Annotated in this window: 22 protein-coding genes; 21 read left to right on the top strand and 1 reads right to left on the bottom strand. The window is 51.0% G+C overall.

What is annotated here, in order from left to right:
• Positions 1–76 precede the first annotated feature (76 nt).
• From ABXT62_RS09455 to ABXT62_RS09390, 14 genes are all read left to right on the top strand, one after another.
• A complete protein-coding gene (locus ABXT62_RS09455; protein WP_415355004.1) occupies positions 77–688 on the top strand; it encodes a sigma-E factor negative regulatory protein in 612 nt (203 codons plus the stop codon).
• Entirely contained in the window at positions 689–1,651 is a 963-nt protein-coding gene (locus ABXT62_RS09450; RefSeq protein WP_415355003.1) for a MucB/RseB C-terminal domain-containing protein, read from the top strand. It abuts the gene before it with no gap.
• Between the two features lies 1 nt (position 1,652).
• Positions 1,653–2,129 (top strand): SoxR reducing system RseC family protein, encoded by a 477-nt coding sequence (locus ABXT62_RS09445; RefSeq protein ID WP_415355002.1) that lies wholly within the window; start codon positions 1,653–1,655, stop codon positions 2,127–2,129.
• Between the two features lie 46 nt (positions 2,130–2,175).
• Positions 2,176–3,585 (top strand): DegQ family serine endoprotease, encoded by a 1,410-nt coding sequence (locus ABXT62_RS09440; RefSeq protein WP_415355001.1) that lies wholly within the window; start codon positions 2,176–2,178, stop codon positions 3,583–3,585.
• Positions 3,586–3,737: 152 nt separating this feature from the next.
• Positions 3,738–5,537, top strand: coding sequence for a translation elongation factor 4 (lepA, locus tag ABXT62_RS09435; protein ID WP_415355000.1), 1,800 nt, complete (start codon positions 3,738–3,740; stop codon positions 5,535–5,537).
• Between the two features lie 3 nt (positions 5,538–5,540).
• On the top strand, positions 5,541–6,389 hold the full coding sequence (lepB, locus tag ABXT62_RS09430) for a signal peptidase I (RefSeq protein ID WP_415354999.1): 849 nt from the start codon (positions 5,541–5,543) through the stop codon (positions 6,387–6,389).
• Between the two features lie 28 nt (positions 6,390–6,417).
• Positions 6,418–6,828, top strand: coding sequence for a DUF4845 domain-containing protein (locus ABXT62_RS09425; RefSeq protein ID WP_415354998.1), 411 nt, complete (start codon positions 6,418–6,420; stop codon positions 6,826–6,828).
• Positions 6,829–6,831: 3 nt separating this feature from the next.
• A complete protein-coding gene (gene rnc, locus ABXT62_RS09420; RefSeq protein WP_415354997.1) occupies positions 6,832–7,512 on the top strand; it encodes a ribonuclease III in 681 nt (226 codons plus the stop codon).
• Positions 7,502–8,404 carry a GTPase Era gene (gene era / locus ABXT62_RS09415; RefSeq protein WP_415354996.1) on the top strand — a complete coding sequence of 301 codons (903 nt, stop codon included), beginning with the start codon at positions 7,502–7,504 and terminating at the stop codon, positions 8,402–8,404. The genes rnc and era overlap by 11 nt, the downstream gene beginning before the upstream one ends.
• Positions 8,405–8,419: 15 nt before the next feature.
• Positions 8,420–9,187, top strand: coding sequence for a DNA repair protein RecO (gene recO / locus ABXT62_RS09410; RefSeq protein ID WP_415354995.1), 768 nt, complete (start codon positions 8,420–8,422; stop codon positions 9,185–9,187).
• A 110-nt stretch (positions 9,188–9,297) separates the two neighbouring features.
• Complete coding sequence (gene cysM / locus ABXT62_RS09405; protein ID WP_415354994.1) at positions 9,298–10,194, top strand: cysteine synthase CysM; 897 nt, start codon at positions 9,298–9,300, stop codon at positions 10,192–10,194.
• A 211-nt stretch (positions 10,195–10,405) separates the two neighbouring features.
• Positions 10,406–11,221, top strand: coding sequence for a nucleoside triphosphate pyrophosphohydrolase (mazG, locus tag ABXT62_RS09400; protein WP_415354993.1), 816 nt, complete (start codon positions 10,406–10,408; stop codon positions 11,219–11,221).
• Between the two features lie 117 nt (positions 11,222–11,338).
• Entirely contained in the window at positions 11,339–11,986 is a 648-nt protein-coding gene (gene adk / locus ABXT62_RS09395; RefSeq protein ID WP_415354992.1) for an adenylate kinase, read from the top strand.
• A gap of 188 nt (positions 11,987–12,174) precedes the next feature.
• Positions 12,175–12,693, top strand: coding sequence for a hypothetical protein (locus tag ABXT62_RS09390; protein WP_415354991.1), 519 nt, complete (start codon positions 12,175–12,177; stop codon positions 12,691–12,693).
• A gap of 108 nt (positions 12,694–12,801) precedes the next feature.
• Here ABXT62_RS09390 and mobA read toward each other — a convergent pair whose 3' ends face one another.
• The gene (mobA, locus tag ABXT62_RS09385; RefSeq protein WP_415354990.1) at positions 12,802–13,374 is read right to left on the bottom strand and encodes a molybdenum cofactor guanylyltransferase MobA; all 573 of its coding nucleotides are present in this window, start codon (positions 13,372–13,374) and stop codon (positions 12,802–12,804) included.
• Positions 13,375–13,510: 136 nt separating this feature from the next.
• Here mobA and tsaB point away from each other — a divergent pair, with 136 nt between their 5' ends.
• From tsaB to ABXT62_RS09350, 7 genes are all read left to right on the top strand, one after another.
• A complete protein-coding gene (tsaB, locus tag ABXT62_RS09380; RefSeq protein WP_415354989.1) occupies positions 13,511–14,218 on the top strand; it encodes a tRNA (adenosine(37)-N6)-threonylcarbamoyltransferase complex dimerization subunit type 1 TsaB in 708 nt (235 codons plus the stop codon).
• Positions 14,218–15,018, top strand: coding sequence for an undecaprenyl-diphosphate phosphatase (locus tag ABXT62_RS09375; protein ID WP_415358189.1), 801 nt, complete (start codon positions 14,218–14,220; stop codon positions 15,016–15,018). The genes tsaB and ABXT62_RS09375 overlap by 1 nt, the downstream gene beginning before the upstream one ends.
• A 41-nt stretch (positions 15,019–15,059) precedes the next feature.
• Complete coding sequence (locus ABXT62_RS09370) at positions 15,060–16,367, top strand: M18 family aminopeptidase (RefSeq protein WP_415354987.1); 1,308 nt, start codon at positions 15,060–15,062, stop codon at positions 16,365–16,367.
• A gap of 9 nt (positions 16,368–16,376) precedes the next feature.
• A complete protein-coding gene (locus ABXT62_RS09365) occupies positions 16,377–17,510 on the top strand; it encodes a DUF3524 domain-containing protein (RefSeq protein ID WP_415354985.1) in 1,134 nt (377 codons plus the stop codon).
• A gap of 48 nt (positions 17,511–17,558) precedes the next feature.
• On the top strand, positions 17,559–18,566 hold the full coding sequence (gene trpS / locus ABXT62_RS09360) for a tryptophan--tRNA ligase (protein ID WP_415354984.1): 1,008 nt from the start codon (positions 17,559–17,561) through the stop codon (positions 18,564–18,566).
• Between the two features lie 268 nt (positions 18,567–18,834).
• Positions 18,835–19,185 carry a hypothetical protein gene (locus tag ABXT62_RS09355; protein ID WP_415354983.1) on the top strand — a complete coding sequence of 117 codons (351 nt, stop codon included), beginning with the start codon at positions 18,835–18,837 and terminating at the stop codon, positions 19,183–19,185.
• Between the two features lie 30 nt (positions 19,186–19,215).
• Entirely contained in the window at positions 19,216–19,857 is a 642-nt protein-coding gene (locus tag ABXT62_RS09350; RefSeq protein ID WP_415354981.1) for a hypothetical protein, read from the top strand.
• Positions 19,858–19,868: the final 11 nt, after the last annotated feature.

Genomic DNA, 19,868 nt, shown 5'->3' with positions numbered 1-19,868 from the left:
TTAGAAGTATTTTTAGCCAGCGGTGCCCCTAGGTCGGGTTCTCCGCTAGTGAGGCATTATCGGGAGTGTATTGAATATGAATGAAAGAATGGGTGAATCACTCTCCGCTTTAATGGACGATGAAGCCAATGAGCTGGAGCTGGAGAGGGTGCTTGCGCAGGTTTCTCAAGATCCCGAACTGCGTCGTTCATGGATACGTTATAACGTGGCTCAGCAAGCAGTTCAGGGCAGTCAAATTGCCTGTCTCGATTGGGACATATCAGAACGGGTGAAATCTTCACTGGAGGTTTTGAGTGCACCCGCTCGGGAGCCGGCAGGTATAGGTTTCAAGCAACGTATGTTACGTCCCTTCGTGAGTATTGCTGTGGCGGCCTCCGTGGCGGCAACCGTTGTTATCGGGGGGCAGCAACTGGCCTTGATTAGCGGTGATGACCCCTATGATTCCGGTCGCTCGGTCGCAACGAATGCGTCACCGGTAGGTATGCTGAACAGTCTTGGCGCTACGACTGTGCAGGCAAGTTATGGTATGCAGGCGGTGCCCATTTTGGAGCCGGCTACCAGCAAGGCTTATCAGGAGCTCGCATTACAGCGGCACCGTAAATATATGCAGGAACATGCAGAACAGGCGGCACTGAATGCTCCGCAGGGTCTGATTCCCTTTGTTCGTGTTCCTCAGATACAGGAATAGGTGACGTCGTTGTCTAGCGTGTCAAAAAAACTCTTTAGATATCTATTATTGGCTGTTTTTTCGGTATCTACATCCGTGGGAGCAAATGCGGCTAGCTGTCCCGATGATAATGCCGTGGCGCTTTCCTGGTTGGACAAAATGTCCAGAAGTCTGCGCCAGGCTAACTATCACGGCGTGGTGACTTTACAGCGTGATGGTGACATGCAGGTGATGCAAGTCTCCCATATAGTGGGCGATGGGAGCAGTTCGGAGCGTCTCGTGGAATTGACGGGCCGGGGCGCACAAGTAGAGCGTTTATCGCACCCACTAGATTGTATACACCCGGGGGATCGGTTGCTGCGCGGCGAGGCTCTGCTGCCGGAAAAAAGTTGTGGAATTGCCACGCACTATCGCTTTGCTGTCACACCAGGAGAGCGTGTGGCAGGACGGGAGGTTGTCCGCATTGTGATTGAGCCGCGGGACATGTACCGTTTTGGATACGTCGTTGACCTTGATGAAGAAACAGGCATCATGCTCAAAGCGCAGACGATTGGTCACGGTCATAAAATACTGGAAACCATGCAATTCGCCAACATTGTTTATTCCGATAATCTGCCTGAGTTCAGTCAGGCAGATGTCATCCATACGGCGCAGCATCTTGATCCTCAGAGCGCTTCAGCCCAAGATCCTGTGACTCGTGCCTGGAATATAGGCTGGTTGCCGCTTGGGTTTGCTGCAACCGGCCCATCCACTGGGACCAGTGAGCGAAGAACCTATACTGACGGTTTTGCGGTTTTTTCTGTGTTTTTGGAAGAGCTCAATGTTGAAGTTCGAGCGGGCGAGGGTTTGGTAAAACGGGGTGGTACTACTTCGTATACTCGTGGCATGCGCATTGATGAGCAGCCAGTGCTGGTAACGGTGATAGGCGAAGTGCCTGTCAATACCGCTAGAATGGTGGCCGACTCACTAGACTGGCTACCGTGATATGCTAACAGAAACAGGGCGTGTAGTAGGAATAGAGACCGATGGAATATGGGTCGAGACCATCCGGCGCAGTACCTGTGGAACGTGTTCGGCACAAAAAGGGTGCGGTCATGGGCTACTCAACCGCATCTCTGATGGTAAGCGTGGTTATGTGCGAGCGTTGCCTGGAGACCAGTCCGTCGAGGATTACAAAGTCGATGATCAGGTCCTTATCAGCATCCCTGAAGAGGTGATTTTGCGAGGATCTTTCATTGCCTACATTCTTCCATTACTGAGTATGCTAGCTGGCGCTATGGCCGTATCCCATTTTTTTGCGGGCCAGCCTGATTTGTTAGCGGTTGTTGGTGCGGCTGGCGGATTGGCCTCCGGCTTCATACTGGTTCGCTGGCACGGCATTCATCATAGACAGGACCCGGAGTTTCAACCGGTTCTTCTGCGCATCGATTCTCCGGTCGCAGAGGCGGTGACGCTTCTCTAATCATTCTTGCATGCTGACATCTCACTTATTGCGTTGGATCCACTGTATGACTACTAAGCTGCGCTTGTCTGGTTTTCTTTTTCTGAGTACGTTTTTGTGCGTTACGCAGGTAATGGGGTCGTCGCTCCAAAAATTGCCGGATTTTCGGCAGATCGTGCGCGAGCATTCGTCTGCCGTCGTCAAGATCATCGTGGAACAAAGTCCCAGCCAAAATAACGGCGGGCAACCGGGGCAGGAACAAATTCCTGAAGAGCTGCGCCGTTTTTTTGAGTTTCGGGGTGCTCCGCCTTCCGAACGTCAGCGCATGGGCATGGGGTCGGGTTTTATCGTTTCCGACGATGGCTTTATTCTTACCAACAATCATGTGGTCGACGGGGCCGACAGTGTCTTGGTGCGTATGAGTGACCGCCGAGAGTTCGATGCAGAGGTCGTCGGCACAGACCCACGCTCTGATCTTGCACTGCTGCGTATAGACGCTGCCGATCTGCCTATGCTCAAGCTGGCAGATAATGATGACCTCGAGGTGGGGGAGTGGGTGTTGGCGATCGGCTCGCCCTTTGGGCTGGATTACTCGGTTACAGCCGGCATTGTCAGTGCCAAGGGGCGCAGTCTTCCTACCGAACAGAATGAAAACTACGTGCCTTTTATACAGACAGACGTCGCGATTAATCCTGGTAACTCCGGGGGGCCACTGTTCAATCTTGATGGGGAAGTCGTCGGTGTTAATTCTCAGATATTCACCCGTAGCGGCGGTTCCATAGGGCTCTCATTTGCTATTCCAAGCTCCGTGGCAAGTAATGTGATTAAACAATTGAAGAAGAACGGACGGGTGACGCGAGGCTGGTTGGGCGTCACTATTCAGGATGTCGATAAAACACTTGCGCAGTCCTTTGGTTTAAAGCGTGCAGGTGGCGCACTGATCGCAGATATGTCCAATGATGGCCCCGCTGCCAAGGCGGGATTACGCAGTGGAGATATTATTGTGAAATTTGATGGGAAGCCTATCCCTACGTCAGCTGACCTGCCTCACGTGGTAGGGCTGGTTGCCCCTGGCTCCACCGTAGAGGTAGAACTGGTACGGGATAAAAAGTCTCAGACCATTAGCGTTAAAGTGGGGGGGCTGGAGTCAGATGACAGTTATACACTGTCAGCAGGAGACGCTGATGAGCATCGTGGCGGTCGCCTTGGGATGGAGGTGGAGTCGCTCTCTCCTGAGAGTTTGGAGCACTTGGGCGTCAGCGGCGGCGTGGTGGTGCGCCGCGTTGAGTCTGGTTCAATTGCCGCGGAGTCCGGCATCAGGGTTGACGATGTCATCACCCTTATCGACACCAGTCCTATCCAATCCGTCGAGACATTTGAGCGCGCTGTCGACACGTTGAAGGATGGAGGTTCCGTCCCCTTGCGTTTGATTCGTCAAGGTTCTTCTTTGTTTATTGCGCTCAAGCTGTCGGATTGATTCCTGCGTAATAGTTTAGGCTCACTGTCGATGCCCGCGGTCTGAGTCAGCGTAGCGGTTGTCTGTGCATTGAGGTACAATCTCGCGTTTTTGCGGGCTAAGGGGTAGGCGTATTGCCTGCTTCAGTCCTGCGGTTAATCGAGCCCAATAGCGTGAGCGATCTTCGACACATCCGTAACTTTTCTATCATTGCCCATATCGATCACGGCAAGTCCACGCTGGCGGATCGTTTTATCCAGCACTGTGGCGGGCTAAGCGCACGGGAGATGGACACTCAAGTTCTCGACTCAATGGATATCGAGCGCGAGCGCGGTATCACTATCAAGGCGCAGAGTGTCACGTTGGACTATACGGCTCTCAACGGGCAGGTTTACCAACTCAATTTCATTGATACTCCCGGACATGTCGATTTTTCCTATGAAGTGTCACGCTCCCTCGCCGCGTGTGAAGGGGCGCTTCTGGTTGTAGACGCAGGGCAGGGTGTGGAGGCCCAGTCAGTGGCCAATTGTTATACTGCCATTGAGCAGGGGCTGGAGGTTCTCCCTATTTTAAACAAGATGGATCTGCCGCAGGCGGATCCTGATCGGGTGAAGCTGGAAATTGAGGAAATTATTGGCATCAATGCCATTGACGCGTGCCTGGTCAGTGCAAAATCTGGGCTTGGAATAGAGGATGCTCTAGAATATCTGGTCGAACACATTCCGCCTCCCGAAGGCGATCGCGAGGCCCCGTTGCAGGCCTTGATCATCGACTCCTGGTTTGACAATTATTTGGGCGTGGTTTCTCTGGTGCGAGTGAAGCAAGGTGTGCTCCGCAGGCGTGAAAAAATAATGGCTAAGTCAGTCGGCAAGGCCCATCAGGTCGATGTGTTAGGCGTCTTTACGCCCAAGCGTGTCGAACAGGATATGTTACAAGCTGGCGAAGTAGGCTATATCGTGGCGGGTATCAAAGATATCCATGGCGCACCGGTTGGCGATACGCTGGTGCACGCTAAGGACGCGAATGTCCCGGCCCTCCCGGGGTTCAAACGAGTAAAGCCGCAGGTGTATGCGGGTATCTTCACGATATCCTCGGATGATTATGAGGATTTTCGTGAGGCGCTGGCAAAATTGACCTTGAATGACGCATCCTTGCAGTATGAGCCGGAAGTTTCTGATGCACTCGGTTTTGGGTTCCGCTGCGGATTTTTGGGCATGCTTCATATGGAGATCATTCAGGAACGACTGGAGCGAGAATATAATCTCGATCTTATTACCACTGCTCCAACAGTTATCTACGAAATTGTCAAAAAGAACGGTGATATTGTGCCAGTGGATAATCCTTCGGCGCTGCCCGATGTTGGGGATATTGAGGAGATGCGTGAACCTATTGCCCGTTGTAATATTCTTGTGCCTCAGGAATATTTAGGCAATGTGATCACGCTTTGCGTAGATAAGCGCGGTGAACAGCGGGACATGCAATTTCTGGGTGCTCAGGTCTCGGTTGTTTATGACATCCCGATGGCTGAAGTTGTGTTGGACTTTTTTGATCGATTGAAGTCTGTCAGTCGTGGCTACGCCTCCCTTGATTATGGCTTTGAACGATTTCAGGCCGCTAATCTTTCGCGACTCGATGTTCTAATCAATGGCGAGCGCGTAGATGCTTTGGCATCAATCATACACCGTGATCACATACTGCACCGGGGCAGGTTACTAACGGAAAAAATGAAAGAGTTGATTCCAAGACAAATGTTCGATGTTGCGATCCAGTCTGCCGTTGGCGGTAAAATTGTTGCCCGTCAGACCGTCAAGGCGCTGCGAAAAAATGTGACTGCGAAGTGCTATGGTGGGGACGTGAGTCGTAAGCGCAAGTTGCTGGACAAACAGAAGGCTGGCAAGAAGCGTATGAAGCAGGTTGGACGGGTGGAAATACCCCAGTCTGCATTTTTGGCTGTATTAAAAGTGGATGGTTAAAAAGTGAATGAATTTACCGTAGATTTTCCGCTGATTCTGTTATGCCTTGTCTTTGGTAGCGGGCTTCTTTGGCTGTTAGACAGTCTTTTTTTGGCCCCGGGCAGAAAACGAATAGCCAGCGCGTTGCAGGCCCAGTACCCGCGCTGGAGTGTCGAAGGGAGCCCAGATGCGGGGAGTTATCAGTCGCGGGTGGCGGAAAAAGCTAGGGAACCTGTGTTGGTTGAGTATGCCAGGTCATTTTTTCCGGTCCTGCTGGTTGTATTCGTGTTGCGCTCCTTCTTGGTAGAGCCTTTCCAGATACCCTCTTCATCGATGGTGCCCACACTGGAAGTAGGAGACTATATTCTTGTCAATAAGTATACCTATGGGATTCGACTCCCGGTGATACGGACCAAAGTGTTGGCACTCAATAACCCACAGCGAGGTGATGTTGTGGTGTTTTTCCCGCCACACATGAACGACACTTATTTTATTAAACGCGTTGTAGGCTTGCCGGGTGATACGGTTGAATACCGCAATAAACAGATATTTGTAAACGGCGAGTGGGTAGAGCGTGAGCCTGCCGCAGAGCAGTTCGCGCAGAGCTCTCACAATATCACGGGACGTGAGTCGCTGGGAGAGTCTGAGCACCTTATGCAGGTCGACACTCGGCGTCCTTCAAGCGACTTTTCGGTCGTAGTGAGGCCGGGACATTACTTCATGATGGGTGATAATCGCGATAATAGTAGTGATAGCCGGGTGTGGGGTCAGGTGTCTGAAAAGGATATAGTGGGCAAAGCCTTTGCGATTTGGATGCATTGGGATACCCTGGTGAGTCTCCCGAGCTTTAGCCGTGTTGGCGCGATAGAATAAGTGATAAAAGCTACGTGAGGGAAATCATATGATTACTCGCAAACGTGAATCCGGACTGTCGCTCTTGGGGACCCTGTGCATACTGTTTATGCTGGGTTTTTTTGCCATGTGTCTTATTCGTATGTTTCCCCCCTATTTTGAGTACCTGACCGTGAAGAGCATCATCTCTAAGATTGCGATGGATGCTGATTCTGCTATCGAAACAAACGCAACAATTAGGCGCAAGATAGCCAATATTTTCAATTCCAATCAGATATACCAGTTGGCCCCCAAGGATGTAGAGGTCTATCGGTTGAAGGGGAAGACCTATATTGATGGTAATTATGAGGTTCGGTTGCCTATTGTGTGGCGGATCGATGCGGTCTTGAAGTTTGACGACCTGCTGTATCAGGTTGGCGATCCCGAGCCACTTTCTAAACCAGTTACAGTTACCCAGTAGCGCGTGGAACATACTGCGCGGCTGCAACAAGTGCTGGGTTATCAGTTTCGTGACTCGGACTTACTTGACTTGGCTCTCACTCACTGCAGTGTAGGTGGCCAAAACAACGAGCGGCTTGAATTTCTGGGCGACTCCATCGTAAATCACATTATTGCTGAGGCACTCTTCCTGCGTTTCCCCGCTTCAAGGGAAGGAGAGATGAGTCGAATGCGGGCTTCTCTGGTTAAAGGCGACACACTTGCCGAAGTCGCATTGGAATTAGAGCTCGGTGACCATTTGCGATTGGGCAGCGGAGAGCGCAAGAGTGGAGGGCACCGCCGCGCGTCTATTTTGGCAGATGCGTTTGAAGCGGTGGTGGGTGCTATTTTGTTGGATAGTGACGTAGAGCAGTGTCGTCAATGTGTGCTTGGTTGGTTTGATACCCGCCTACAGCAGCTGACGACTGGCACGGTAGAAAAGGACGCAAAAACGCAATTACAGGAGTATCTGCAGGGGCGCAGTCACCCCTTACCTGTTTACGAGTTACTCAGTGTTCAGGGGGAAGATCACACGCAGCAATTTCAGGTGGCATGTCGGTTGCGCGATCCAAAATTAGTTGTTGAAGGTAGTGGCCCTAGTCGGCGTAAGGCCGAGCAAGATGCGGCTACTCTCGCGCTGGAAAGGTTGTCTAATCATGACCTCTGATACCCCATCTCGCTGTGGTTATGTCGCGATTGTCGGCCGGCCGAATGTTGGTAAATCCACACTGCTGAACCATCTATTGGGACAGAAAATCAGCATAACGTCTCGTAAGCCACAGACCACTCGCCATCAGGTGTTAGGGATTAAGACGGAGGATAATCATCAGATTATATTTGTCGATACACCGGGCCTGCACAAGGATGCGGGTAAAGCCATTAACCGCTACATGAACCGGGCGGCCAGTGCTGCTATTCGCGATGTCGACCTGGTGGTTTTCGTCGTGGATCGGACGGCATGGACGGAGGAAGACAGCATCGTGCTTGAGAAAATCGAGCAATCGGGACTTCCGACTATGCTGGTAGTCAATAAAATTGACTTGCTCGCCGACAAGACGGAGCTGCTTCCCCATTTGCAGAGCTTGGCGGCCAAAGCCGAATTTTCGGCCATCTTGCCGGTATCCGCGTTACGTCAGCACAATGTCGATGCTTTGGAAGCGCAAATTCTCACGTTATTACCCGAGTCTGGCCACTTTTTCCCCGAGGACCAGATCACCGACCGTAGCCAGCGTTTCCTCGCTGCGGAAATCGTACGAGAAAAGATCATGCGGCAACTAGGCGACGAGTTGCCTTACTCCATTGCCGTTGAAATAGAAGAATTTGCCCAAGAAGGCGAGGTGTTGCACATTTCTGCAGTGATTTTTGTTGAGCGTACGGGCCAGAAAAGGATACTTATCGGTGATAAGGGCTCTCGATTGCGTTCGATTGGCTCGGACGCTCGCCGCGATATGGAGGGACTTTTTGACAGCAAGGTGATGCTGCGACTTTGGGTAAAGGTCAAATCTGGTTGGTCAGACGACGAACGAGCTCTGCGCAGCCTGGGATATGACGACCGTTAGGTCTTCCCCTATAGAATGCGCGTCAATTTACAACCCGCCTATGTATTACACAGTCGCCCCTACCGGGACACGAGTGCACTCTTAGAAGTGTTTACCGCCGAGTACGGTCGCATTAGTTTAGTCGCCCGCGGCTCACGACGCCAGACACGAAGGGGAAGCAAAGCGGCTTTGTTACAACCGTTCAGTCCTCTTTTGTTGTCGTTTTCCGGTCGCATGGAATTGAAGACGCTTAGCGCAACAGAGCCTGTGAGAGGCATGTCAACTTTGCGGGGTGAGCGATTGTTTAGCGGGCTCTATATGAACGAATTGCTGGTGCGCCTGCTGCATCGAAACGATGCTCACCCGAAATTGTTTGCGGCCTATGATTACGCACTAAAGGCGCTTGCAGGCAATGCCGTTGTGGACACAGTGCTGCGAGGGTTTGAAATTACCCTGCTAGATGAGTTAGGTTACGGTCTGAATTTGAGTCTTGACGGTGCCAGTGGAGAGCCAGTTGATGACACGCTGCGCTATCGCTATGACCCCGATTGCGGTCTGGTCGCTAGTGGCGATGCCACTGATTGTTCTGCAACCTATCGAGGATCTGATTTGTTAACGATGGAATCCGGCGAGTTCGGGGGGGCTGTGCGGCTTACGGCCAAACTGCTTTTAAGAGAGGTTTTGGCGGTGCATCTAGGTGATATGCCATTGCACAGTCGTGAATTGTTTCGTGTTAAAGCGACGGTGGCTGCGAAACACCAAGAGGCGCCCTCCAAGCCCTATGTGAGTGGGGATCCATCGTGATTTCAATGTCGATAAGATAGACGGGTTGCCCATGTTTCTGACGAATCCGACATGGCCTCATGCGGTCAAAGTTCTATATAATCACACGTCCATTCTGAGGCACTATCGCTATGCCTGATTACCCCACTATTGAAGCCTGTATTGGCAATACACCACTGGTACGCCTTCAGCGCTTGCCTGGGGCTACCAGTAATACCCTTCTCGCCAAGCTGGAGGGCAATAATCCGGCTGGATCAGTCAAGGATCGTCCAGCGCTCAGTATGATTGCGGAGGCCGAAACGCGCGGAGACATAAAGCCAGGTGACACGCTAATAGAGGCGACCAGTGGTAATACCGGTATAGCACTGGCAATGGTCGCGGCTATACGGGGTTACCGTCTTATTTTGATTATGCCTTCGCATATGAGCCTGGAGCGTAAACAGGCGATGTCTGCGTACGGGGCACAGTTGCTGGAAGTGTCGAAGGAGGAGGGCATGGAGGGTGCTCGTGACCTGGCCATGAAAATGCAGGCTGAAGGCCAGGGCACAGTCCTGGATCAGTTTAGTAATCCAGATAATCCACTCGCGCACTTTCAGGGTACCGGGCCGGAGATATGGCAGCAGACTGACGGAACGGTTACTCATCTGGTGAGTTCCATGGGTACGACTGGGACTATCATGGGCGCTTCTGCTTATCTTAAAAAACAAAACCCCGAGGTACAGATTGTAGGGTTACAGCCGCTGGAAGGGTCCAGTATTCCTGGGATTCGTCGCTGGCCCAAGGCCTATTTGCCAAAGATATTTGAGGCGTCTAGAGTCGATAGGGTAATAGATATTTCGCAACAGGAATCAGAGCTGGCTATGCGCAGCTTGGCTGCTCAGGAAGGGATTTTTTGTGGCGTTTCTGCAGGAGGTGCTGTCGCTGCCGCACTGCGACTATCCCTTGAGGTCGAAAATGCGGTAATTGTTGCGATTATCTGCGACCGCGGTGATCGCTACCTTTCCACTGGGGTCTTCGGTAGCGGGTAAGGGGAAAAGTGGAAATGGTTCAGATGCGTCCACACACCATCGTCAATGACGAGGGCGTGAGTAACATCCAGGCGAATAATCTGGCCAGCACTGCCACCCGTTGCTACGTATAGAAGTGTCCGGTCTTGGGTCATTGTTCAAATTATTGGAGCGTATCAATCACCTTAAAATGTATCTTCTGCGGTGCGTGTAACAGAGTAAGGAGTGAAAAATGGACGGTATACACTACTCGCTTTCAGACCTATTGCGAGTAATGCAGCGACTGCGAGACCCTGAGAGCGGTTGTCCCTGGGATATCCGTCAGGATTTCCATAGCATCGTGCCGTCTACATTGGAGGAGTGCTATGAATTGGCCCAGGCGATAGAGGATCAAGACTTTGACCATATTGCCGAAGAGCTTGGCGATGTGTTGTTTCAGGTGGTGTTTTATGCGCAATTGGCCAGAGAAAAAAATGTGTTTTCCTTCGATGACATTGTTCAAACGCTGGTGGAGAAACTGATCCGACGGCATCCGCATGTTTTTGCAGAGGGAGAAATCGAAGGGATCGTATCCAACCGTAGTTCGGTAGAAGACGTCAGGCGTCACTGGGAGGAGATCAAGCAGCTTGAACGGGACGAAAAGAACCAATCGGGTGTATTGGCAGATGTGCCACGCGCACTGCCAGCATTGCCTCGTGCGCAGAAGGTGCAAAAAAGGGCAGCGCAGGTAAACTTTGATTGGGTTGATACACATGCTGTGCTAGACAAGGTGCAGGAGGAGCTGGATGAGTTGCGTGAGGCGTTGAACAGTGAGCACGCAGAAGGAATAAACGATGAAATGGGTGATGTATTATTTAGCTGTGTGAATCTTGCCCGACATCTTGGCTTGGATGCAGAAGAGACATTGCGTCATTCCACGGCAAAATTTGAGCGACGATTTCAAAATATGGAGGCACGTGTCGCGGACAATGGCGCGGCCTTATCAGCAATGAGTGAAAAGCAATTCGATCGACTGTGGCGCCTAGCGAAAGATGATTTGGGTGGCTAGAGGCGGTGCTTGTAACCTTTCCATCCGCTGTGTATGGTTATCGTCCTTTCATGCTCCGATTTACACCACAGCGATAGATATTTTTCTGCAGCGATACACAGGCGAGGACGTTTTCAAATGCGATTGATCTTATTAGGCGCTCCAGGCGCGGGGAAAGGTACTCAAGCTCAGTTCATTTGTGAAAAATTCAGTATCCCTCAAATTTCTACCGGAGATATGTTGCGTGCGGCGGTAAAAGCGGAGACTGAACTAGGGCTGCGAGCCAAGGCCGTGATGGACTCAGGCGGACTGATTTCAGATGAGGTCATTATCGGGCTGGTCAAAGGTCGAATTGCTGAGCCGGACTGTGCCAACGGCTTTTTGTTTGATGGCTTTCCCCGCACAATCCCTCAGGCTCAGGCCATGGTGAATGCCGGAGTGGCTATTGATCACGTGGTGGAGATTGCGGTAGAAGACGCCGAGATTGTGGCGCGCCTGAGTGGTCGGCGAGTGCATCCAGGGTCGGGTCGTGTTTATCATGTGATATACAATCCACCGCAGACTGAATCGCTGGACGATGATACGGGTGAGCCTCTGGTTCAGCGGGATGATGATAGCGAAGAGACTGTGCGAAAACGATTGGATATCTATCATGAGCAAACAAGTCCGCTGATCGATTTTTATCAAAATATGACCGGCGAACTAGCTCCCCGTTACCACACGATCGAAGGCCAAGGTAGTGTTGAAAACATTCGGCAAACACTGTGTTCATCCCTAAATTCTTAGCCGCAAATACGCCGTAAAATATAATAAAGAAAAAGTTGACGTGCATAATGTTTCTTTCTGAAAAAAAGTAGTGGAATTTCGTGTTTCATAGATGCGAATTTTCTACAATTTTGACTGTTGTATCTCTATTGCATTGTTGTTACTTTTAACAACGCGGTACCCTCATCAACAGTCTGGAGAGATGCGTAATGGCAACTGCTAAGAAAAAAGTAACAAAAGCAAAAGCTAAGCCTAAAGCAAAAGCCAAGCCTAAAGCGAAAGCCAAGCCTAAAGCGAAAGCCAAGCCTAAAGCAAAAGCCAAGCCTAAAGCAAAAGCCAAGCCTAAAGCAAAAGCCAAGCCTAAAGCAAAAGCCAAGCCTAAAGCGAAAGCCAAGCCTAAAGCGAAAGCCAAGCCTAAAGCAAAAGCCAAGCCCAAAGCGAAAGCCAAGCCTAAAGCGAAAGCCAAGCCTAAAGCGAAAGCCAAGCCCAAAGCGAAAGCCAAGCCTAAAGCAAAAGCCAAGCCTAAAGCAAAAGCCAAGCCTAAAGCGAAAGCCAAGCCTAAAGCGAAAGCCAAGCCTAAAGCAAAAGCCAAGCCTAAAGCGAAAGCCAAGCCCAAAGCGAAAGCCAAGCCTAAAGCGAAAGCCAAGCCTAAAGCGAAAGCCAAGCCCAAAGCGAAAGCCAAGCCTAAAGCGAAAGCCAAGCCTAAAGCGAAAGGCAAGAAGAGATAGAGCTGTAGAGCTTATAAATAACCCGCTGAGAGCAATCTCTGCGGGTTTTTTCGTTAGAGGTTATAAAAATCAGTCGCGTACTTCGAGATGTCAGGTCAGCGCATCCATCTATGCCAGCCGATTATAGTTCCTAAAGCTTGATTCGCAGTCGGAAAAATCCACCGTAACGGCATGTCGAGTTTTGTACCAGTCTCGCACAGCACGATGACCTTCGTTCAAATAGTGGGTAACGGACGTTAGGCAATCACGGCGCATTGCAGCACACAAATATTGTGCCCGCACTCCATCGTGCACATAGCTGATTTCCGGAGAGTCATTAGTGCTACCTGAAAGTGGAGCGATGAGACGACTCACGAGATCTTTTGGCAGATGCGGTGTGTCACAACTGACTACCACGAGAAAATCGGTGAGGATGAAAGCGGATGCGCCTTCTAGGCCCGCGAGCGGGCCTTGAAAATCCTCGCGATTGTCGGTGATGGTTTGCGTAGAAAATTCCCCATAACGTGCAAAGTTGCGATTGCAGCTAATCAGCAGTTCTGAAACTTGAGGCTTGAGGCAGTTGCTGACGTGAGCAACAAGTGGTTTTCCCTGCCAGGTAATTAGACCTTTGTCCCGTCTTCCGACGCGGCGTCCGGCACCTCCTGCAAGAATAAGTCCTGTGACGTTGAGTTTTTGCTTCATAGGAGAGGGCTGGCTATAGTGTTTTAGTCTAAGGGGAGTTCTTACCCACACATGAGTGTGTGATAATTACATCATGACACCGTAACAGCTTGGCTTTGTAATGAGTATAGGCCAGCACATTTGTAGGGGGAGGACTATGACGGGGATTTTGGCCATTGAAACCGCGACTGACACTTGTTCCGTCGCTGTTTCTATCGATGGGCAGATTAGGGAGCGCTATGAGGTTGCGCCACGGCAGCACAACCAGTTGATTTTTTCGATGCTGGAAGAACTGTTGCCCGGTGGTACTTTGAAGGAGCAGGGCATAGAACTTATCGCGTATGGATGCGGTCCAGGCTCCTTTACGGGTTTGCGTATAGCAGCCAGTGCGGTTCAGGGATTGGCTTACAGCTGTGGTTTGCCAGCTGTTGCCGTTCCCACGTTAGCGGTTTTGGCGCAAAACGCCTGGAGACGCGGTGACGTGAGCGCTAATGACAATGTACTGTGTACTCTTGATGCTCGGATTAATGAGGTTTACAGCGCAGTTTATCAGTACGAGGATGAACTGGCTTTGCTGCGTGAAGGACCGTGGGCTTGTGCGCCAGCAGATCTCGCACTTGATAAGCCCGGACCCTTAACAGTGGTGGGCGACGGTTGTCCCTTTTTGGAACAGTTTCCAGAGGCTCTGCGTGTGACAGTCGTTGCAACGCTCATCGATATCGTGCCTATGGCAAGGGATATCATTCCTCTTGCACTGGCCAAATTCCAAAATGGCGAGATTCAGTCCCCCTGGCAAGTACAGCCCGTCTATGTGCGTGACGAAATTTCTTGGAAAAAACTAGCACAGCAGGGAAAGCCAGCGTGATTGACATCTACCAAGCGTTATTCCTTGCCCTCGTGCAGGGTTTGACCGAGTTTCTTCCAATTTCTAGCTCGGCCCATTTGGTGATTCCTTCTTTGGTATTGGGCTGGGCTGACCAAGGGTTGGCCTTTGACGTTGCAGTGCATGTAGGCACTCTCATGGCGGTGTTGTTTTATTATCGCGAGGATCTGCTGCGCATGGCCGATCGTTGGTTGCGTTCGCTCGCAGGCGCCCCCGCTTGTGACGATAGTCGCTTGGTGTGGTATCTCGCGCTGGCAACGGTTCCAGCGGGTGTGGTTGGGCTTCTTGCGGGTGATTTTATAGAAATAAACTTGCGGACGCTGCCCGTTATAGCCACGACTACGCTGCTTTTTGGTGTGCTATTGGGAATAGCCGATCGTCGGACCACGGCAACAGAATTTGGGCGCACCCTCGGATTGACTATGGCCATTCTCATTGGTTGCGCTCAGGTTCTGGCCTTAGTGCCGGGTGTCTCACGTTCGGGCGTAACAATGACGGCTGCGTTGCTGTTGGGAATGAATCGACAGGCTTCGGCCCGTTTTTCTTTCCTGCTATCGATACCCATTATTGCCAGTGCGGGTCTGCTAAAGGCCTGGGAGCTTGCTGATGGTGCTGCTGCAGTCGACTGGGCGTCTCTAGGGTTGGGCGCGCTCGTTTCCGGGCTTGCGGCCTATTGTTGCATAGCCATTTTCTTGCGTTTGCTTAACAGAGTAGGCTTCATGCCTTTTGTGTATTACAGGATAGTATTGGCCGCGATATTGTATGTATTGTGGTTGGTATAGTTTTTCTCACTTACACCCGCTAGACAGAATAGGGAGCGACAATGAATCAGCATGAGTTCAACCGGCAGCTATGCCATTTTTTAGCGGCAGCAACCACGCCATTTCACGCTGTGGCGGAAATGGCTCAGCGTCTAACAGCGGCAGGATTTGTCCGGTTGACAGACGATGTCGAATGGGATGTCAGGGCGGGTGGAAAATATTTCCTGACGCGAAACGACAGCTCGATTGTGGCGTTTGTCTCAGGACAGGAGGATGTGCCCAATGCAGGCATGCGCATGGTGGGTACTCATACGGATAGTCCTTGCTTGATGGTCAAAACAACGCCTGAAATTCAGTCTCAGGGCTTGTTTCAGCTTGGCGTACAGGTTTATGGCGGGGCACTACTTAATCCATGGTTTGACCGTGATTTATCACTCGCTGGCAGAGTCAGTTTCCAGTGTCAGGATGGTCAGCTGCGGGTGGCGCTGGTTGATTTTCGCGACGCAATAGCGACTATTCCTAGTCTCGCTATCCATCTTGATCGTGGGGCCAACACGAAGCGAGAGGTGAATTCACAGACGGATATAGTACCTATATTGTCTCGCTTGAGTGAGGGTGAGGTGCTGGATTTTCGGGCGCTTCTTTACGCACGGTTGGTATTAGAGCATCCCCAGTGGGAGGCGTGTCAGGTGTTGGACTATGAATTATCATTTTACGATACTCAAGCTCCGTCGCTGATCGGCCTGCGACAGGAGTTCATTGCTTCGGCGCGCCTGGATAACCTGCTTAGTTGCTTTACTGGTTTGCAGGCCTTGCTTGAAAGCAGCGGTGCACAGAGCAGCCTACTAATTTGCAATGACCACGAGGAAGTCGGTAGTATTTCAGCATCCGGTGCAGGAGGACCGTTGCTGACATCCGTGCTTAATCGTCTTGCTGGAAACGCTACAAATTATGCTGCGCTCGCCGAGCGATCGATGATGATTTCTGTAGACAATGCTCATGCAATACATCCGAACTTCGCCGATCGCCATGACCAAAATCACGGGCCACTTTTAAATGGCGGGCCGGTCATCAAGGTTAATGCCAGCCAGCGTTATGCCACAAATAGTGAAACCAGCGGTCTGTTTAGAATACTGGCGTCGCTTGAAGCGGTCCCTGTGCAGTCTTTCGTAGTGCGCAATGACATGGCGTGTGGCAGTACCATTGGCCCAATTAGTGCGGGTGCCACCGGTATTCGTACCCTCGATATTGGTGTGCCCACACTGGGCATGCACTCTATCCGCGAATTAGCCGGCGCAGAAGACGGCTGGAACCTTGCCCGTATTTTGCGCCGTTTCTATAGCCATCCTGGGCCGCTTTCTGCGATTTGAGCGCACGCAATGAACGTCCTCGTGTTGTCGGCATATGCGGCGCAGAGTCATGTGCACTGGCAACAAAGTTTGCAGGCAATGTTTGCGCAGTGGCAGTGGCGAGTGCTCAGTCTTCCTCCACGGCACTTTAGCTGGCGAGTGCGTGGCAATGCACTATTCTGGTCGATCGCCGAACGGGATACGCTGGAGCAGCCCTATGACCTTGTGGTAGCCACATCCATGGTTGATTTGGCGACGTTACGGGGCCTGGTTCCCGCACTTGCCCGGGTTCCAACGATTGTTTATTTTCACGAAAATCAGTTTGAGTATCCTCAGGACCAACAAAAGCACAGCCTACTGGAAGCCCAGATGACCAGTATTTATTCGGCGCTGGCAGCTGACCGTATCGTGTTTAACTCAGGCTATAACCGAGATTCGTTCTTGGCAGGTTGCTCTGATCTTATGAGTAAATTACCTGACCGGGTGCCGCCAGGTGTTGCGCTAATGCTTCGGGCGAGGGCAACGATACTCCCGGTACCGTTCGACTCGCGCGATTATGAGTCGGTGGCACCACTATGGCCAGGTGCATCAGAGCGTCTTATTGATCGGCCTTTTCGTCTGTTGTGGGTTGGACGTTTTGAACATGATAAAGGCGGGGAAGGCTTGCTGCGCATCTTGCGTCGACTGGAGGCTGAATCACTGGATTATGAGCTGGCAATGACGGGACAGCAATTCCGGGTGTCTCCGGCGGTATTTAGTGAAATAAAGTCACTATTTGGACATCGTCTGGTGCAGTTTGGTTATGTGGACTGCGTTACAGAGTATCGGGCACTGTTGCAGGCTGCCGATGCGGTGCTGTCGACGGCCATCCATGAATTTCAGGGGTTGGCTGTACTGGAAGCGGTTGCACATAGATGCCATCCCATTGTTCCGGACCGCCTTGCGTATCCAGAAATGTATCCAGCGGTGAACCGGTACGACTCCTGCCCGAATGATCCCGAGCGGGAAGCTGATGCCGCTGTGGCTCTGATACTGAAAATGGCAGCAGAGCCGCGATTACACGTCGCGCAGCATCCTGATGTGTCTTGCTTTGGTTTGGGCCCAATGGCGCCTAGGTATGAACGTGTCTTTCGCCAAGTCGCGGTGGTTCAGGATAGCCAATAGGGGTTAAACTCAGTATCATTCAGACCGTTTTCGACGGTATGAAAATCCATGGCCATGCAACGCGTACTGACAGGTATCACCACGACGGGCACGCCGCATCTAGGCAACTATGTCGGAGCGATTCGTCCTGCGATCCTCGCATCGCGTGACGAGTTGTCAGAGTCATTCTTCTTTCTCGCTGATTATCACGCATTGATCAAGTGTCGTGATCCCGCGCTGATTCGCCAGTCAAGTAAGGAAATTGCAGCGACCTGGCTTGCTCTGGGATTAGATATTGAAAAAGCTATATTTTATCGCCAGTCCGATATCCCTGAAATTAGTGAGCTGAACTGGATACTGTGTTGCAGTGCTGCTAAAGGACTGATGAATCGCGCGCATGCGTACAAAGCAGCTGTTCAAGCGAATGAAGAGGCGGGCGAAGATGCGGACATCGCCGTTACCATGGGATTGTTTAGTTACCCTGTTTTGATGGCCGCTGACATTTTAATGTTTAATGCCGCGAAAATTCCAGTGGGGCGGGATCAGATTCAGCACGTTGAAATGGCACGAGATATTGCTCAGCGATTTAACCACAATTTTACCGATGTGTTCAGCCTGCCGGAGGCAGTAGTCGATGAGGATGGTGCTGTTTTGCAAGGGACTGACGGTCGTAAGATGAGTAAGAGTTATAACAATACCATTCCCTTGTTTTTGGCGGAGAAGTCGTTGCGTAAAGCAATCAATAAAATTAGAACCAATCTTTTGGAGCCTGGGGTTCCCAAGGATCCCGATGATTCTACTGTTTTCCAGCTTTGGGCAGCGTTTGCATCTGTCGAAGAAACGGCGAGAATGCGAAACGAGTTTCAGGCTGGTATTGCTTGGGGCGAGGCCAAGAAGCAGCTATTTGAACTCATTAACAGTGAGCTTGCCGACGCCAGGGATAACTATATGCGGCTGATGGATGATCCCGGACACATAGAGGCTGTTTTACTCCAGGGTGCGCAGCGTGCAAGACAGTACAGTGGGGAAATGATCTGTAAGGTGCGTGAGGCCGTCGGTATTGGGGCGATCCGTTAGTGTAGAGTTCACGGCGACGTGTTTATTCGTTATCTGATGTAAAAATGCCTATTTTTTACGTCCGTTTTGGGCTGGGCATGCCTGAAGGCCTTCTTTTTTAGGGCCTAGTATGCCATCGTTAACCTTTAGCGATATAGAGTGACATCGCCATTGAATAGAATATCAGTTTTCAGTGCTGTCCACACAAGAGGTGGATCGGTTTATTCGGTCGTCGTAACAGGATTTTTGTAATAAAATAAAACCCTATATAACAGGAGGCGTGTAAGCCATGAGTCGCCCGATTCGAGATCATGAAATTTTGTCGGCGGTATTTGCCAAGATGGACGTTGTGGCTATGAGCGTTGCCGTGGGGTCGCTATGTTCGTTATTATTTTTTTTGGCGACGGCGGTTTTGTTAATGCAGACTGCCCCGGAGAATTATCCTGTAGGCGAGCATCTGTCAGATCTGTCTGATTATCTTCCAGGCTATAGCGTTAGCTGGGTGGGTGCTCTTATTGGTGCATGTTATGGTTTCCTGTTTGGTGCGCTTGCGGGTTTCTCTGCCGGGGTATACTGGAACTTGACGCATTACTTCGCCCTTGGTGTGATGTTAATTAGTTCAGCGGAGTTGGCAGATTGAGGCAATAACTCAAGTGGGGAACACCAAAACATGAAAGCCATGAATCACGATGTCGATCGAGTCAACCTCAAGTTGCTCAAAACAGCGATCCGATTTAATGCGCGTATACTTGGACTCACCGCAGGGACTTTGGCTGCAGTAGTCATTTATATTGCTACACAAGCCTCCATTGTAAAATGGGGTGGTGACTCCGGTGGTTATCTAGGATTACTAGCCATTTTCTTTCCGGGATATTCTGTGTCCAGTGCTGGAGCGTGGATTGGCGCATTCTGGGCTTTTATATATTTTGGCACCTGCAGTTGGTTGAGTTACAGAGTCTATGGAAAAGTATTGGGCACACGGATATCGGCCCTATTGCTGAGTCCTGTTTCGGCCGCGAATCCAGTCCTGAAGCCATCCATATTGCAACTTCATGGCGTTAGCCTCGGGGTGGCGATAGGCTCTATCTCCGCCTTAAGCCTGTTTGCTTCGACAGCTTGGCTAGTGGTGCGAGGCACAGCAGGGGAGAGTGTTCATGCAGCGCTTTTTTCAAATTATATACCAGGCTACAGCGTGAGTATTATGGGTGGATTGTGGGGCGCAATTGAATTATTTGGCCTGGTTTTCCTGTCATGCTTGTTGCTTGCTACGGTATATAACAAGTTAGTTAAAATTCGGCATAAGACGTCTTAATGGCATGGTAG

Origin of the sequence: Halioglobus sp. Uisw_031, from assembly GCF_047729875.1 — a bacterium.
Taxonomy (GTDB): Bacteria; Pseudomonadota; Gammaproteobacteria; order Pseudomonadales; family Halieaceae; genus Marimicrobium.
This window is presented reverse-complemented; position numbering and strand designations above follow the sequence as displayed.